Genomic DNA, 15,954 nt, shown 5'->3' on the forward strand with positions numbered 1-15,954 from the left:
ATATGGTGTTATTTATCATATTAGCAATATTAGTAGTTATTTTAATTGCTATTGGCGTATTGTTTTATATGCGCTCAAACAAAAGAAATTTAATTGAAAAAACAGAAGAGCGTAAGAACGAAATTGAACAATTACCTTTAGATGATAACCTAAGAAAACTTACTGGTTTAAATTTAAAAGGTGAAACAAAGACTAAGTATGATGCAATGAAAAAAGACAACACAGAAACTACAAATAAATACTTAGCTCCAGTGGAAGAAAAAATTCAAAATGCTGAAGAGTTGTTAGAGAAATTTAAATTCACGGCAGCACAAACTGAAATTGATGATGCTCACGAATTAATGGATCAATACGAAGAGAATTATCAGCATCAAGTAACTCAAGTGGACGACATTATAAACTTACATAAAGAAAATGAAGCATTGTATGAAAAGTGTAAAGTTGACTATCGTGAAATGAAACGTGATGTATTAGCCAATCGTCATCAATTTGGTGAAGCAGCTGAACCACTTGAAAATGAAATCGAAAATTATGAGCCCAAGTTAAATGAATATGAGAATTTAAAAAGTGAAGGTAATTATGTTCAAGCTCATAATCACATTGCTGCTTTAGAAGATCAAATTAAAAATTTAAAATCTTATATGGATGAAATTCCAGAATTAATTCGAGAAACTCAAAAAGAATTACCAGGACAGTTTCAAGATTTAAAATATGGATGTAGAGACTTAAAGGTTGAAGGCTATGATTTAGACCATGTCAAAGTCGATGGTACAATACAAAGTCTTAAGACAGAATTAAGTTTTGTTGAACCAATGATTAGTCGATTAGAATTAGATGAAGCTAATAATAAACTTGAAAATATTAATGATAAATTAGATGAAATGTATGATCTTATTGAATATGAAGTAAAAGCCAAAAATGAAGTTGAAGAAACGAAAGATATCATTACTGATGACTTATTTAAGGCCAAAGATATGAACTATACATTACAAACCGAAATTGAATATGTTCGTGAAAACTACTATATTAATGAATCAGATGCTCAAAGTGTAAGACAATTTGAAAATGAAATTCAAAGTCTCATCTCAGTTTATGATGATATTTTAAAAGAAACTTCTAAATCTGCGGTACGTTACAGTGAAGTACAAGATAATTTACAGTACCTTGAAGATCATGTATCTGTGATTAACAAAGAACAAGATAAACTTCAAAATCATCTTATCCAATTACGCGAAGATGAAGCTGAAGCAGAAGATAATTTATTGAGAGTGCAATCTAAGAAAGAAGAAGTTTATCGACGTTTATTAGCTTCTAATTTAACTAGCGTCCCAGAACGTTTTATTATCATGAAAAATGAAATTGATAATGAAGTAAGAGAAGTAAATGAACAATTTAGCGAACGTCCAATTCATGTTAAACAACTAAAGGATAAAGTAGCAAAAATTGTTATTCAAATGAATACATTTGAAGATGAAGCTAACGATGTACTTGTAAATGCTGTATACGCAGAAAAGCTTATTCAATATGGTAATAGATACCGTAAGGACCATCATCATGTTGATAAAAGCTTAAATGAAGCTGAACGATTATTTAAAAATAACCGATATAAACGTGCGATAGAGATAGCTGAAGAAGCATTAGAAAGTGTTGAACCTGGTATTACCAAACATATTGAAGAGCAAGTGATTAAAGAATAGTAATTTGTGTATAAATATTATACAAATGTGAGTTAAATCTACATGAGATTTACTATCTTATTTTAATCATAATTAATAGAGTCAAAGATTAGTATAAATGTATTTTTTTACAGTCATGGACTGTGCATGAATCAAAATTACCTGAGACAATAATGAATGTCTCAGGTTTTTTATTGCTCTACTAGTAGTGAATTAAAATTCATTGTCATACTCTTTTAATTTTGTGAGAAAATAGTATAATGCTTGAGTATCCTAATTTGTTAATTTATAGTGAAACAATTCATTATTAAAACAAGATTTAATTAAAATTTGAAGGAGAAGTGTTATCAGTGATTTATTTAGACAATGCAGCCACTACCAAAGCTGATCAAGATGTTGTTGATTCATTCGTGAAAGTGAACCAAACATTATACTTCAATCCAAATAGTCCTCATCATGCAGGGGTTCAAGCTGAACAATTATTATTAAAAGCAAAAAGTGAAATCAATCGTATATTAAACTTAAATAATCAGTTTGATATCATTTTTACAAGTGGCGCAACTGAATCGAATAATATACTGCTAAAAGGTATTGCGTATATGAAAAAAGAAACTGCTAATGAGATTATCACATCAGTCTTAGAACATCCTTCAGTTTTGGAAGTAATGAGGTATTTGGAAAGGGAAAAAGGTTTTAAATTAAAATACGTTGATGTGACAAAAGAAGGTAAGTTGGACACAGAACACTTAAAATCATTAATGACAGATAAAGTAGGACTTGTGACATGTATGTATGTCAATAATATTATGGGACAAATTCAACCTATTGAAGAAATAGCAAATATTGTAAAAAATTACCCACGTGCACACTTTCATGTTGATGCAGTCCAGGCTTTAGGTAAAGTGCCTATGCAAATTAATCATATTGATAGTTTGAGTTTAAGTGGTCATAAGTTTAATGGACTTAAAGGTCAGGGACTACTACTTTTAAAAAATATTCAAAACATAGAACCTATAGTACATGGTGGTGGGCAAGAATATGGGCTACGAAGTGGTACAATTAATCTACCAATGGCTATCTCTATGGTTAGAGCTATAAAGAATGCAGTTGATCAAACAAAAGAGCTTAATTTACGTTTAAGCAATTATAAAAATAAATTACTTTCATTTTTAGCAGAATACAAAAATGTATTTATCAACTCTCCTCAAAATGCATCACCTCATATTATAAATATAGGATTTCCAGGTGTTAAGGGTGAGGTACTTGTTAATGCTTTTTCCAAACAAAACGTAATGGTTTCAACTACAAGCGCTTGTTCTTCTAAGATGAATAAATTGAATGAGGTTTTACTTGCAATGGAAATTGCAGAGTCAAAAATAGAAGGTAGTATAAGAATTTCTTTAGGGGCACATACGACTGAAAACGATATATTAAGTTTTATGAATGCATTTGAATCTGTATATAAGGAAATTAAGGAGCTGTTAAAGTAATGCAATATGATCATTTATTAGTTAGATATGGAGAGCTTACGCTTAAAGGTACGAATAGAAAAATGTTTGTTAATCAACTTAAAGATAATGTGAAACGCGCGCTTATTCCATTAAGTGGTTATCATGTCAAAGGAAAGAGGGATAGAATGTACATAGAATTATCCCCTGAAGCAGACATAAATGAAATCATTCAACGCTTATCTAAAGTTTATGGTATAAAATCAATTAGTCCAGTTATAAAAATTGATAAAAACGAAGAGAAAATTAATCAATCAGCAATACAGTTATCTCATGACTTTGAAAAAGGTTCAACTTTTAAGGTTGATGTAAAACGCGTTGACAAGTCATTTCGATTGGATACGTACGAATTGCAACGTCAAGTCGGTGGAGCAATACTAAAAGAAAATAATAATATAACAGTGAATGTTAAAAATCCTGACTATGAAATTAAAATAGAAGTAAGAATGGATGCTATTTATATTTATGAAAAAGTAATCGCTGGTGCAGGTGGACTGCCAGTCGGTACAGGTGGTAAGACATTACTTATGTTAAGTGGTGGTATTGATTCTCCTGTAGCGGGAATAGAAGTAATGAAACGTGGTGTAACTGTTGAAGCAATACATTTTCATAGTCCACCGTTTACGAGCGAAAAAGCCAAAGATAAAGTTATCGAATTAACAAGAATTCTAGCGGAACGTGTTGGTCCTATCAAATTGCATCTCGTGCCATTTACAGAAATACAAAAGCAAATTAATAAAGTTGTACATCCTCGTTATACGATGACTTCTACAAGAAGAATGATGATGCGTATATCTGATAAAGTTGTACATCAAATAAATGCTAATGCTATCGTAAATGGAGAGAATCTTGGTCAAGTAGCAAGTCAGACGCTAAAGAGTATGTACGCTATTAATCATGTTACAGCTACACCTGTTTTAAGACCTCTATTAACGTTAGATAAAGAAGACATTATTAAGAAAGCGAAAGAACTTGGTACATTTGAAACATCTATTCAACCCTATGAAGATTGTTGTACAATATTTACTCCGAAAAATCCTGTAACTGAACCGGACTTTGACAAAGTAATAAAATATGAAAGTGTATTTAATTTTGATGAAATGATAGAAAATGCAGTTGAAAATATTGAAACATTAACAATAGATCAAAATTATAAAAGTGCGAAAGAACAATCTACAGATTCATTGATTAAAGATTTATTCTAAAATTCGTAATGTAATAAAAACAAAGGGGTTAGGCTTAATATGGATTGGAATTTATCGATTATGTTGATGATTGTTGCCTTTGGTTTTATCGCTTCATTCGTCGATTCTGTAGTTGGTGGGGGTGGACTAATTTCAACCCCCGCATTACTTGCAGTTGGTTTGCCACCATCTGTTGCTTTAGGTACAAATAAATTTGCGAGTTCTTTTAGTACGTTAACAAGTGCATTAAAATTTTTACGTTCAGGTAAAGTTGACTTGAAAATAGTAGGAAAGATGTTTCCACTAATATTTGTTGCTTCTGGTGGTGGTGCTATCATTGCGACATACATACCAGCAAATATTTTAAAACCGCTAATCATTATAGCATTGTCATTAGTTCTTATTTATACCGTCATACAAAAAGATTGGGGAAATATAAGAACATTTACCGATTTTACTTTTACAAAAGCAGTATTATTTACATTAATATTTATTGTTATTGGATTTTATGATGGGTTTTTAGGTGGTGGTACAGGCTCCTTTATGCTATTTACACTTTTATTATTTGGCTTTGACTTTTTAAGTGCAGCTGGTAATGCAAAGGTTTTAAATTTTGCATCAAATTGTGGTGCGTTATTATTTTTCATGATTTTAGGTCAGGTCAATTATTTTTATGGTATTATTATGGCTTCTAGCATGATGATAGGTGCGTTGTTAGGTGCTCAATTTGCTTTGAAAAAAGGGGTAGGATATGTAAAAGCTTTATTTTTAGTGGTTACTGCAATATTAATTATAAAAAATCTCTACGATTTTATTGTGCAGTAAATAATTGTTAGATTAAGAGGTTCAAATGAAATTGTAGACAAACTTTAAGTGAGTGTGTATTGCTTATCTTGTCGAGTTAATGTTTGCAAATTTGTTTGGCCTCTTTTATTACTATATTACAAAAGAACGATGTTTTTTTGGAAAGGTTTTCATTTTTTTGATAGATAATGGCTAAAAAATTGAAAACCATACGTTCTTTATCGTATCATTATAATTAACTAAGTTGATAGGAGGTCGTTACGATGACTCAAATTACATTTAAAAATAATCCCATTAAATTATCAGGTTCTGAAGTGAATGAAGGTGATATCGCACCAAATTTCACAGTGCTTGATAATAGTTTGAATCAAATTACTTTAGATGATTATAAAAACAAAAAGAAATTAATTAGTGTTATACCATCTATTGATACAGGAGTATGTGATAGTCAAACTCGAAAGTTTAATGAAGAAGCTTCAGCAGAAGATGGTGTAGTTTTAACGATATCAGTAGATTTACCTTTCGCCCAAAAAAGATGGTGTGCATCAAGCGGATTAGATAATGTAATTACTTTAAGTGATCATAAAGATTTATCTTTTGGTCGAAATTATGGACTTGTGATGGATGAATTACGCTTACTTGCACGTTCGGTATTTGTGTTAAACGAAAACAATAAAGTAGTATATAAGGAAATTGTCAGCGAAGGTACGAATTACCCTGATTTTGAAGCTGCATTAAAAGCTTACAGAAATATTTAGTCATTTTGAACTATTGACAGTAAAAAGTATTAGTGTCCATACTTGTTCGAGTAGTAAATTAATTATTTAGAGTTAATTCATACTATCAATCACGGATGGACACTTTTTTAAATAGAAAGGGATATTTTATGTCTGAAGAAAATACTATTATGGAACGTCTATTTCATAAATTAGATGATAAAGCTAAAACGTTAAACAAAGAAAATGGACAGAGTTTTATCGAAAATTTAGGGTTAGCTATGGAAGATATTTATACAAACCAAAGAGAACTTTTAGAACAAGCAACGCTTCAAGATAGAAGGAAAGCTTTTCAATTTGCATATTTAAGTTTATTACAAGAAGAAAATATTCAAGCTAATCATCAGATCACGCCTGACTCTATAGGACTCATTCTCGGTTTTCTTGTTCAACGCTTTTTAGAACATAAAAAGGAAATGCACATTGTAGATATTGCAAGTGGGGCAGGTCATCTAAGTGCAGCTGTGAAAGAAGTACTTTCTGATAAAACAATTATGCATCATCTGATAGAGGTAGATCCAGTGCTATCACGTGTAAGTGTGCATTTGGCTAATTTTTTAGAGATACCGTTTGACGTTTATCCTCAAGATGCGATTATGCCATTACCATTGGAAGAGGCTGATGTCGTGATTGGAGATTTCCCAATAGGATACTATCCTTTAGATGAACGTAGTAGAGAAATGAAGTTAGGCTTTGAAGAGGGACACAGTTATTCCCATCATCTGTTAATAGAACAATCTATTAATGCGCTAAAAGGGGCAGGTTATGCATTTTTAGTTGTTCCTAGTCATCTCCTTGAAGATGATAAAGTGAAACAGTTGGAAAATTTCATTGCTACAGAGACTGAGATGCAAGCATTTTTAAATTTACCTAAAACATTATTTAAAAATGAAAAAGCACGTAAATCTATATTGATTTTACAAAAGAAAAAATCAGGCGAAACTCGACCAGTTGAAGTCTTATTAGCCAATATCCCTGATTTTAAAAATCCTCAACAATTTCAAGGTTTCATTTCTGAATTGAATCAGTGGATAGTCACAAATCATACAAAAAAATAGTCTGTAACAATATAGTATTCAAACTGTGTTAATGATAAAATGATTATGTGAAAAATATAACTAAACAAATGATGGAGGACAATGTCTTATGTCAAAATTAATTTTGGCGGTAAATGCTGGTAGCTCATCTTTAAAGTTCCAGCTAATTAAGATGCCTGAAGAAAAACTAGTAACTAAAGGTGTGATAGAACGTATTGGTTTAAGCGATTCTATCTTCACCATTCATGTTAATGGCGAGAAGCTTACTGATATCAGAGATATCCATAATCATGAAGAAGCCGTTAATATAATGTTAGATAGTTTTAAAGAACATGAAATGATTAAAGACATCACTGATATTCAAGGAACAGGTCATCGTGTTGTACACGGTGGTGAAACTTTCCCTAAATCAGTTGTTGTTACTGATGAAGTAGAATCTCAAATTGAAGAATTAAGTGAATTAGCACCTTTACACAATCCAGCTAATTTAATGGGAATTAGAGCTTTTAGAAAGTTATTACCAGAAATCCCACACGTTGCAGTGTTTGATACTTCTTTCCATCAAACTATGCCTGAACAAGCTTATTTATATAGCTTGCCATATCATTACTATGAAGACTATGGCATACGTAAGTATGGTTTCCACGGTACAAGCCATAAATATGTATCTCGTAGAGCTGCTCAAATTGTTGGTAGACCAATTGAAGATTTAAGAATTATTTCTTGTCACATCGGTAACGGTGCATCTATTGCAGCTATAGATGGTGGAGAATCTATAGCTGCAATAGATGGTGGAGAATCTATTGATACATCTATGGGATTCACACCACTTGCTGGTGTAACGATGGGGACTCGTTCGGGGAATCTTGATCCAGCATTAATACCATTCATTATGGAAAAAACGGGTAAAACAGCTGATGAAGTTTTAGAAATACTTAATAAAGAATCAGGATTATTAGGTCTTACTGGGACATCAAGTGATTTGCGTGATTTAACTGAAGAAGCTAAACATGGACGTCAACGTTCCCGTGTTGCTCTGGATTTATTTGCTTCAAAAATTCACAAATATATTGGCTCTTATGCAGCTAGAATGCATGGTGTAGATGTTATTGTATTTACTGCAGGAATAGGTGAAAATTCACATATTATTCGTGGTAAAGTTTTAGAAGGACTTGAGTTTATGGGTGTTTATTGGGATCCTAAGAAGAATGAAAGTTTACATGGTGAAGAAGGTTATATTAACTATCCACATTCACCTGTAAAAGTACTTGTTGTACCTACTGATGAAGAAGTAATGATATCTCGTGATGTGATTAAATATGGTAAACTTAATGATAATACACCCAAAAAAGAAGAATTTGATACCAACGAAAGTATCGAAGTGAATTAATTTTAAAAATAGAAATAATGAATTTAAATAGCATCTTTTCTATCTGTGTTTAATAATTTTAGTACATATAAAATTGAGACTGGGACTAAAAGATCCAAGATAAGTAAATAAAGACAATTTCTATTGAAATAATATAGGAATTGTCTTTTTTATAATTTTTTTGATGATTTTCAGCTCGTTGAGCTGTTACTTTTCTTATATTAAGCCACGATGATATCTGAATTCATCGAATTCAGTATCGGGAATTGTTTCTGCAATATCATTTACATGTCGTGAAATATCATTTGTGGGGATAAGAACTGAAGTTTCCATTAGTAGAGTATGTTGAGTCATGTTATAGTCTTTATACATAAGGCACCTCGTTAATTTTGTTTATTGGTATTTATTAAATTATGTGAAAGGTCCTTATTTTTCAAAGTATTTTAATGTAAAATTACATATAAACTCAAAGTATTTTGGCGAGACTCTTGAGGGAACAGGACAAGCTGAAGACTACAGGCTGAAGCTGTCCCCTAAGAAAGCGAGCCAACAAAACGAAGTATTGTAAATAAAGAAGCCAGTAAATGAATTTATGAAAACTCATTTACTGGCTATTTTGCTAGGAATTATGTCCCAGCCTCATTTTAATTTCATCTATAACAGTGACTAATCTTGATATTTTTCACGTAATTGAGGTGTTGCTACTTGAGGTTGGAAATCTTCAGGCATTTCTTCTGTACGCACAACTAATACGTCACAAGGTGCATGTCGAACAATCGCTTCTGATACAGAGCCAACAATAAAACGTTCTACCGCATTTAAACCTGATGTACCACTCATAATCAAATCAGCACCAACATCACGCGCTAATTTTTTAGGTATAATTGCTTTAGGTGAGCCGAATTCTAAACGTGTGTCCACATTTTTTACACCTGCATTTGTGGCTACTTCTTTATAACCTTTAAGTAATTCTTCGGAGAAATGCTTTGATTTTTCTGTGAATTGAGCATCGTATACTTCATAAGAAGAATACGTACGTGAGTCAATTACATTCACAATAGTTAATTGAGCATCGTTACGTTTAGCAACACCGACAGCTTTGTTAAAAGCCCATTCTGCTTCGTGAGATCCATCGACTGCGATTAATATGTTTTTATAAGAAATCATCATTATTGCCCCCTTTATCTTTCTTAATTCTATTTTAACATAATAAACAGAATATTTAATTAATAATAATTACAAAATTATGTCATTATATGTTATTGTTTGCCGTTTTAATAAGGACACGTTACGATAAGGTTGGAGGTAGATAATATGAAAATTGGGATTCCTAAAGAAATAAAGAATAATGAGAATCGAGTGGGGTTATCCCCAAGTGGTGTACATGCACTTGTAGACCAAGGACATGAAGTTTTAGTAGAAACAAATGCTGGTCTAGGATCTTACTTTGAAGATGGTGATTATCAAGAAGCCGGTGCCAAAATTGTTGATGAGCAGTCAAAAGCTTGGGATGTTGATATGGTCATCAAAGTTAAAGAACCACTTGAATCGGAATACAAATTCTTTAAAGAAGAGTTAATCTTATTTACTTATTTACACCTTGCGAATGAACAGAAATTAACTCAGGCACTTGTGGACAACAAGGTTATATCTATTGCCTATGAAACTGTACAATTACCAGACGGTTCTTTACCGTTATTAACACCAATGAGTGAAGTGGCTGGTAGAATGTCTACACAAGTGGGAGCTGAATTTTTACAAAGATTTAATGGAGGTATGGGTATCTTACTAGGTGGCATACCTGGAGTACCTAAAGGCAAAGTCACTATCATTGGTGGTGGTCAAGCAGGTACAAATGCAGCTAAGATAGCTTTAGGATTGGGAGCTGAAGTGACAATACTAGATGTTAATCCTAAACGTTTAGAAGAATTAGAGGACTTATTTGATGGCAGAGTAAGAACAATTATGTCTAATCCATTAAATATAGAAATGTATGTGAAAGAAAGCGATTTAGTGATTGGAGCAGTCCTTATTCCAGGTGCTAAAGCTCCAAACTTAGTGACTGAAGATATGATAAAAGAAATGAAAGATGGATCAGTGATTGTAGATATTGCGATAGATCAAGGTGGAATTTTTGAAACAACTGATAAGATTACTACTCATGATAATCCGACTTACACTAAACATGGTGTCGTGCATTATGCTGTAGCTAATATGCCAGGTGCCGTTCCACGTACATCTACAATTGGATTGAACAATGCAACATTACCTTATGCGCAATTATTGGCTAATAAAGGTTATCGTGAAGCATTTAAAGTAAATCATCCATTATCTCTAGGTCTGAATACATTTAATGGACATGTGACTAATAAGAATGTAGCTGATACATTTAATTTTGAATACACTTCAATTGAAGATGCATTGAAATAATGCGTGAAATTTACCCCAAGACTTCATTCATGTGAATGGAGCTTGGGGTTTTTTGTTGTTTTGTTATTTTTCGTATTGAGTTAATATTTCATAACCATTTTCAGTTACTAAAATATCATCTTCAATTCTAACACCAGCCACATGAGGGACATATATGCCAGGCTCTATAGTAATCACCATGCCTGCTTCAAGTTGATTATTATTTACACTTGATATATCTTGATATTCGTGTTCTTCAAGACCTAATCCATGACCTAGTCTATGTGGGAAGTAATCACCATAACCTGCTTCTTCGATGATATCTCTAGCAATTTTATCAATATCTTTGATGGTAACTCCTGGTTTAATAGATTTAATTGCTTCTGTTTCTGCTTTTAAAACAATGTTATATATATTTTGTGCTTCCTTATTAGGTGTGCCAAAATGAATTGTGCGTGTCATATCACTGCAATAATGATGGTATACAACACCTAAATCAAATAGTACAAACTCATTTTGCTGTAATTTTCTGTCACCGGGTGTTCCATGTGGTGAAGCAGCATGGTCACCGAAGAGTACCATCGTGTCGAAACTCATTTCATTAACACCATATTTTTTTATTTCGTTTTCGATATGGTTGACAACTTCTCTTTCTTCAACACCTTCTTTAAGAAAGGATTTACCAATTTCAATACATTTATCAGCTAACGCAGCTGCTTTTTTTATATTGATAATTTCATCTTCTGATTTGATATTGCGTAAGTCCTTGATTGATTGATCAACATCTTGATAGTGTTCTATATTAAAGGCTTTTGTTAGTTCTCTTTGACGTTTAACTGTAAGATGTTCACTTTCAATGAGCATTTTAGAGAAAGTTTTAGAGTATTTGTCGAATGGGTTTTCAGTATCTAAATAACCGATGATTTTACCTTTAAACGGTGATTGTTTTACTTCTTCAACTTCCATTTTTGGACAAAATAAAACAGGCTCTTCATTTGATGGAATAAGCAAAGCGAAGAGTCTTTCATGTGGCTCACTTCGATACCCAGTAAAGTAAAAGATGTTTAAGGGTGTCGTAATCCATGCTGCATCAGCATCTTCTTGTTGTAAAACTTTTTTGATTTCTTTTATTTTAGTCATATAATGAACCTCCATCATGTGATGATATATTAATTCTATGCTAATAAGATATAGTTTTCAAAAAGTAAGGGTTATTGATTGAACTTAACAAGCTAAATAGCTCACTAGTGTTATAAATGTGACTGGTAGGGTATACTATTAAAAGATATTACTTTTAGGAGGGTAACTCTTATGAAACTTTCATTTCATGGTCAATCAACAATTTATTTTGAAGGTAACGGCAAGAAAGTTATAGTTGATCCATTTATCTCTGGCAACGATAAATGTGACCTAGATGAACAAACGTTAGAGGTAGATTACATTATCTTAACACATGGTCACGCTGACCATTTTGGTGATGTAGTTGAATTGGCTAATCGTAATCATGCAACTGTGATTGGTTCGGCAGAATTACAAGGATATTTATCTACTTATCACGGAGTCGAAAATGTTCATGGCATGAACATTGGTGGGAAGGCTAAATTTGATTTTGGAACAGTCAAATTTGTTCAAGCATTCCATAGTTCTAGCTTTACACATGACAATGGTGTGCCTGTATATTTAGGTATGCCTATGGGAATTATTGTCGAAGCTGAAGGCAAGACTATCTATCATACTGGGGATACAGGATTATTTAGTGATATGAAACTGATAGCAGATAGACACCCAGTTGATGTATGTTTTGTTCCTATTGGAGATAACTTTACTATGGGAATAGAAGATGCTAGTTACGCTATTAATGAATTTATTAAGCCTACAATCAGTGTTCCTATTCATTACAATACATTCCCGTTAATTGAACAAGATCCAGAGCAATTTAAGGATGCAGTTCAGGTAGGGGAAGTACAAATTCTTAAACCGGGTGAATCAGTGGAATTTTAATTGTTTGTCTAAATGACAAATAGCTTTTGATTTTTAAGTCATTTTCTAAAAGTACAACGATAATTAAAATTTAACAGTAGTAAGTTGTTATTTTGAATTTATGAAATATAAATAAGAGCCTGAGACACACTTAATGTCTCAGGCTTCCTAATGTTGTGGCAAGTCGATTGCTGAATAAAAAATTGAAATTATATCAAGCTTTTTAATACAAATGCCAGGTATTTAATTAGGAACAAGAATTCATTACAAATTCTAGCTCATTTATTATAGTTTTGGTATTTTAGGTTACTAGTATGTCGTTTATTTAACAATTAAAACAGGAATAGTAGCACGTTTAGCTACTTTATGACTTACGCTACCTAAAACAAATTTCTTATTGTCTTCAGCTTTTCGGTTACTTAGAACAATAATTTCATATTTACCACTATTTGCAAATTTTAATAGCTCATCCTTAGCATTGCCTCTTACAATAACTTCATCATAATCAATGCCGTAGTCTTCTAGAGTTTTAAGTGTACTTTCTAAACCTTTAGAACGTTTTTCGGTTAGCTTATCTAAATGTACGCCAGCTCTGATTGACGCTTGAGCATCTTGCTCATTAATGGCATTTAAAACTGTGACGATAGTTCCTTCACCAGCTAAACGAGACACCTCTTTAAGAGCTTTCTCATTTTTAATTTGAGTGTCTACCCCAAGTAGAATATGTTTATACATAAATCATCCCTCCTCAACTTTATTTTAGTAAAGTTTTAGTGTAATTTCCATTAATATTTAAATATTTTGAATATAAACTTTAACGGTAATTTATATTGATTAATATTTAGTATTTTACAATGATTGAACAATGATTTTTTGTACATTAAAAGTTATAATGATAAAAAGACTGTTATAAAGAAATAAGAGGTAACGGGATGACAAAGAATGAACAAATAATTAAACATATCGAATCTTTATCAATTGGCTCTAAAATCTCTGTACGAAAGATTGCTAAAGATCTTAATGTGTCTGAAGGTACTGCGTATAGAGCAATTAAAGATGCGAGTCAACTTGGAATTGTAGCAACTATTGACAGAGTTGGTACTGTTAGAATCGAGAAACGAAGTAGGGAAAATTTAGATAACTTAACGTTTAATGAAATTGCAAATATTGTCGAGGGCCAAATACTTGCCGGTAGAGCTGGACTTAATAAATCAGTTTCAAAATTTGCGATAGGAGCAATGCAATTTGATGATATTCTGAAATATATAGGCAAACACACATTATTAATTGTTGGAAATAGAGAAAATGTACAGATTGAAGCTTTAAAACGTGAAACTTCAATACTCATCACAGGTGGTTTTCGTCCAAGTGCTGAAATTATACGTTATGCAGATGAGCATGAATTACCAATTATTTCTTCAAGTTATGATACATTCTTAGTTGCTAATATCATCAATAAAGCAATGTTTAATCAAAAAATACGCAAAGAAATACTTGTGGTTGAGGATATAGTTAAACCAATCAATGAACTATCAGTGTTATTTGATTCAATGACAATACATGATTACAAAAAAATAGCGAATGAAACCGGCCATACAAGGTTTCCTATAGTAAACGAAGAATTTAAATTAGTAGGTATAGTAACTAGTAGAGAAATCATTAATATGAACGAAGAAGACCTATTAGGTAAAGTTATGACTAAAAATCCATTGAGTGTTAAATTAACAAATACGGTTGCTAGTTGTGCCCATTTATTAATTTGGGAAGGGATTGAATTATTACCAGTAACTGATAATAATAAAAAAGCTGTCGGTGTGATTAACAGACAGGATGTTTTAAAATCAATGCAATTATTAGGTAGACAACCTCAAATTGGTGAAACAGTCAATGATCAAATTGCCAAACATATTTCAATACATCAACAAGGAATAAATGTCGACGTATCTCCACTCATTACAAATCATTACGGTACACTAAGTAAAGCAGTATTTGTTGGAATTATTGAGGAAACGATTCGGCACGAAATGAGAAAGTATAAAAAAGGTAATGTCATGATAGAAAGTATGAGTATTATCTATATTAAGACTGTACCAATTGAATCTACTATTGAAGTACATTATGAAATGTTAGATGTTGGCCGATATTTTGCTAAATTAGAAGTTACTATGATTAATAATGGTGAAAAAGTTGCTAATGCATTAGTAATTTGTCAAATGTTTGATGGGTTTTAAATAATATTTAGAAGTTTAAAGGGAGTAATTAATATGGAAGTAAAAATGAATGAAATAATGGAAGCATTAGAACAAAGTGAATTAATTATTATTCACAGACATCTAAGACCCGATCCAGACGCATATGGTTCACAATTAGGTTTGAAATATTACTTACAAAAGAAGTTTCCAAACAAACAAATTTATGCTGTAGGAGCTAATGAAGATTCTTTGAAATTTATAGGTTTGATGGACGAAATTGACAATGATATATACAAGAAAGCGACTGTAGTTGTATGTGATACGGCAAATGCGCCACGAATAGATGACCAACGTTATGATACAGGTACCAAACTTTTGAAAATTGATCATCATCCTGCTACTGATCAGTATGGAGATATTAACTATGTTAATACCAAAGCTTCTTCCACTAGTGAAATAATTTACGAATTCATTTCACATTTCAATGATGAACATATCATTGATGAACAAGTTGCTAGAGTATTATATCTTGGCATCGTTGGTGATACTGGACGTTTTTTATTTAATAATACAACGCCACGAACAATGCAAATTGCTGGAAAATTACTTACATATCCTTTTGATCACAACCAAGAATTAAACAAAATGTCTGAAAAGGATCCAAAACTATTACCATTTCAAGGATATATATTGCAAAATTTTGATTTAAATGATAAAGGATTTTGCAAAGTTAAAATAACTAAAGACATACTTGAAAAATTTCAAATACAACCTAATGAAGCGTCTTTATTTGTAAATACAATCGCAGATATTCGAGGATTAAAAATATGGATGTTTGGCGTTGATGAAGGAGATCAAATTAGATGTCGGTTGCGTTCTAAAGGTCATATTATTATTAATGATGTCGCTAATACATTTGGTGGTGGTGGACATCCAAATGCATCTGGAGTTTCAGTAAATAGTTGGGAGCAATTCGAGCAACTCGCCGAAGCTTTAAACGACAAGTTATAATTTTTAAA

General features: G+C 31.9%; 15 protein-coding genes. 11 read left to right on the plus strand and 4 right to left on the minus strand.

The window, feature by feature from the left end:
- Positions 1–2: 2 nt before the first annotated feature.
- The 7 genes from ezrA to FNL83_RS05560 all read left to right on the plus strand — a co-directional run bounded on the left by ezrA (position 3) and on the right by FNL83_RS05560 (position 8,375).
- The gene (gene ezrA, locus FNL83_RS05530; protein ID WP_002468056.1) at positions 3–1,697 is read left to right on the plus strand and encodes a septation ring formation regulator EzrA; all 1,695 of its coding nucleotides are present in this window, start codon (positions 3–5) and stop codon (positions 1,695–1,697) included.
- A 329-nt stretch (positions 1,698–2,026) separates the two neighbouring features.
- Positions 2,027–3,166, plus strand: coding sequence for a cysteine desulfurase family protein (locus tag FNL83_RS05535; protein ID WP_001830860.1), 1,140 nt, complete (start codon positions 2,027–2,029; stop codon positions 3,164–3,166).
- Positions 3,166–4,389: a tRNA uracil 4-sulfurtransferase ThiI gene (gene thiI / locus FNL83_RS05540; RefSeq protein WP_001830758.1), complete on the plus strand. Its 1,224-nt coding sequence runs from the start codon at positions 3,166–3,168 to the stop codon at positions 4,387–4,389. Before FNL83_RS05535 ends, thiI begins: the two co-directional genes overlap by 1 nt.
- A 39-nt stretch (positions 4,390–4,428) precedes the next feature.
- Positions 4,429–5,193 carry a sulfite exporter TauE/SafE family protein gene (locus FNL83_RS05545; protein WP_001830743.1) on the plus strand — a complete coding sequence of 255 codons (765 nt, stop codon included), beginning with the start codon at positions 4,429–4,431 and terminating at the stop codon, positions 5,191–5,193.
- Between the two features lie 242 nt (positions 5,194–5,435).
- Complete coding sequence (tpx, locus tag FNL83_RS05550) at positions 5,436–5,930, plus strand: thiol peroxidase (protein ID WP_001832701.1); 495 nt, start codon at positions 5,436–5,438, stop codon at positions 5,928–5,930.
- Positions 5,931–6,058: 128 nt separating this feature from the next.
- Complete coding sequence (locus FNL83_RS05555; protein ID WP_002486205.1) at positions 6,059–7,006, plus strand: class I SAM-dependent methyltransferase; 948 nt, start codon at positions 6,059–6,061, stop codon at positions 7,004–7,006.
- Positions 7,007–7,094: 88 nt separating this feature from the next.
- Positions 7,095–8,375, plus strand: coding sequence for an acetate kinase (locus FNL83_RS05560; RefSeq protein WP_142191176.1), 1,281 nt, complete (start codon positions 7,095–7,097; stop codon positions 8,373–8,375).
- 195 nt (positions 8,376–8,570) lie between these two features.
- On the opposite strand, the gene FNL83_RS12065 is transcribed toward FNL83_RS05560, so the two are convergent.
- Both FNL83_RS12065 and FNL83_RS05565 read right to left on the minus strand, forming a co-directional pair.
- Positions 8,571–8,708: a hypothetical protein gene (locus tag FNL83_RS12065; protein ID WP_162139018.1), complete on the minus strand. Its 138-nt coding sequence runs from the start codon at positions 8,706–8,708 to the stop codon at positions 8,571–8,573.
- A 312-nt stretch (positions 8,709–9,020) separates the two neighbouring features.
- Entirely contained in the window at positions 9,021–9,521 is a 501-nt protein-coding gene (locus tag FNL83_RS05565; RefSeq protein WP_002494483.1) for a universal stress protein, read from the minus strand.
- A gap of 147 nt (positions 9,522–9,668) precedes the next feature.
- Here FNL83_RS05565 and ald point away from each other — a divergent pair, with 147 nt between their 5' ends.
- Positions 9,669–10,784, plus strand: coding sequence for an alanine dehydrogenase (gene ald, locus FNL83_RS05570; protein WP_001830775.1), 1,116 nt, complete (start codon positions 9,669–9,671; stop codon positions 10,782–10,784).
- A gap of 63 nt (positions 10,785–10,847) precedes the next feature.
- Here ald and FNL83_RS05575 read toward each other — a convergent pair whose 3' ends face one another.
- Positions 10,848–11,903, minus strand: a complete 1,056-nt coding sequence (locus tag FNL83_RS05575) for a M24 family metallopeptidase (RefSeq protein ID WP_001830888.1) — start codon at positions 11,901–11,903, stop codon at positions 10,848–10,850.
- Positions 11,904–12,074: 171 nt separating this feature from the next.
- Here FNL83_RS05575 and FNL83_RS05580 point away from each other — a divergent pair, with 171 nt between their 5' ends.
- Complete coding sequence (locus FNL83_RS05580) at positions 12,075–12,764, plus strand: metal-dependent hydrolase (protein ID WP_001830786.1); 690 nt, start codon at positions 12,075–12,077, stop codon at positions 12,762–12,764.
- A gap of 300 nt (positions 12,765–13,064) precedes the next feature.
- Here FNL83_RS05580 and FNL83_RS05585 read toward each other — a convergent pair whose 3' ends face one another.
- Positions 13,065–13,478 (minus strand): universal stress protein, encoded by a 414-nt coding sequence (locus tag FNL83_RS05585; protein ID WP_001830808.1) that lies wholly within the window; start codon positions 13,476–13,478, stop codon positions 13,065–13,067.
- 197 nt (positions 13,479–13,675) lie between these two features.
- On the opposite strand from FNL83_RS05585, the gene FNL83_RS05590 reads away from it, so the two are divergent.
- Complete coding sequence (locus FNL83_RS05590) at positions 13,676–14,974, plus strand: DRTGG domain-containing protein (protein ID WP_001830890.1); 1,299 nt, start codon at positions 13,676–13,678, stop codon at positions 14,972–14,974.
- Positions 14,975–15,007: 33 nt separating this feature from the next.
- A complete protein-coding gene (locus FNL83_RS05595; protein ID WP_001830818.1) occupies positions 15,008–15,946 on the plus strand; it encodes a DHH family phosphoesterase in 939 nt (312 codons plus the stop codon).
- Positions 15,947–15,954: the final 8 nt, after the last annotated feature.

The organism is Staphylococcus epidermidis, assembly GCF_006742205.1.
Classification (GTDB): domain Bacteria; phylum Bacillota; class Bacilli; order Staphylococcales; family Staphylococcaceae; genus Staphylococcus; species Staphylococcus epidermidis.

Excerpts from the sequence above, each read along its gene's own strand:
- tpx (WP_001832701.1), top strand. The coding sequence starts at position 5,436 with ATGACTCAAATTACATTTAAAAATAATCCCATTAAATTATCAGGTTCT.
- ald (WP_001830775.1), top strand. The coding sequence starts at position 9,669 with ATGAAAATTGGGATTCCTAAAGAAATAAAGAATAATGAGAATCGAGTG.
- FNL83_RS05560 (WP_142191176.1), top strand. The coding sequence starts at position 7,095 with ATGTCAAAATTAATTTTGGCGGTAAATGCTGGTAGCTCATCTTTAAAG.
- FNL83_RS05590 (WP_001830890.1), top strand. The coding sequence starts at position 13,676 with ATGACAAAGAATGAACAAATAATTAAACATATCGAATCTTTATCAATT.
- FNL83_RS05585 (WP_001830808.1), bottom strand. The coding sequence starts at position 13,478 with ATGTATAAACATATTCTACTTGGGGTAGACACTCAAATTAAAAATGAG.
- FNL83_RS05565 (WP_002494483.1), bottom strand. The coding sequence starts at position 9,521 with ATGATTTCTTATAAAAACATATTAATCGCAGTCGATGGATCTCACGAA.
- FNL83_RS05555 (WP_002486205.1), top strand. The coding sequence starts at position 6,059 with ATGTCTGAAGAAAATACTATTATGGAACGTCTATTTCATAAATTAGAT.
- FNL83_RS05575 (WP_001830888.1), bottom strand. The coding sequence starts at position 11,903 with ATGACTAAAATAAAAGAAATCAAAAAAGTTTTACAACAAGAAGATGCT.
- thiI (WP_001830758.1), top strand. The coding sequence starts at position 3,166 with ATGCAATATGATCATTTATTAGTTAGATATGGAGAGCTTACGCTTAAA.
- FNL83_RS05545 (WP_001830743.1), top strand. The coding sequence starts at position 4,429 with ATGGATTGGAATTTATCGATTATGTTGATGATTGTTGCCTTTGGTTTT.
- FNL83_RS05580 (WP_001830786.1), top strand. The coding sequence starts at position 12,075 with ATGAAACTTTCATTTCATGGTCAATCAACAATTTATTTTGAAGGTAAC.
- FNL83_RS12065 (WP_162139018.1), bottom strand. The coding sequence starts at position 8,708 with ATGACTCAACATACTCTACTAATGGAAACTTCAGTTCTTATCCCCACA.
- FNL83_RS05595 (WP_001830818.1), top strand. The coding sequence starts at position 15,008 with ATGGAAGTAAAAATGAATGAAATAATGGAAGCATTAGAACAAAGTGAA.
- ezrA (WP_002468056.1), top strand. The coding sequence starts at position 3 with ATGGTGTTATTTATCATATTAGCAATATTAGTAGTTATTTTAATTGCT.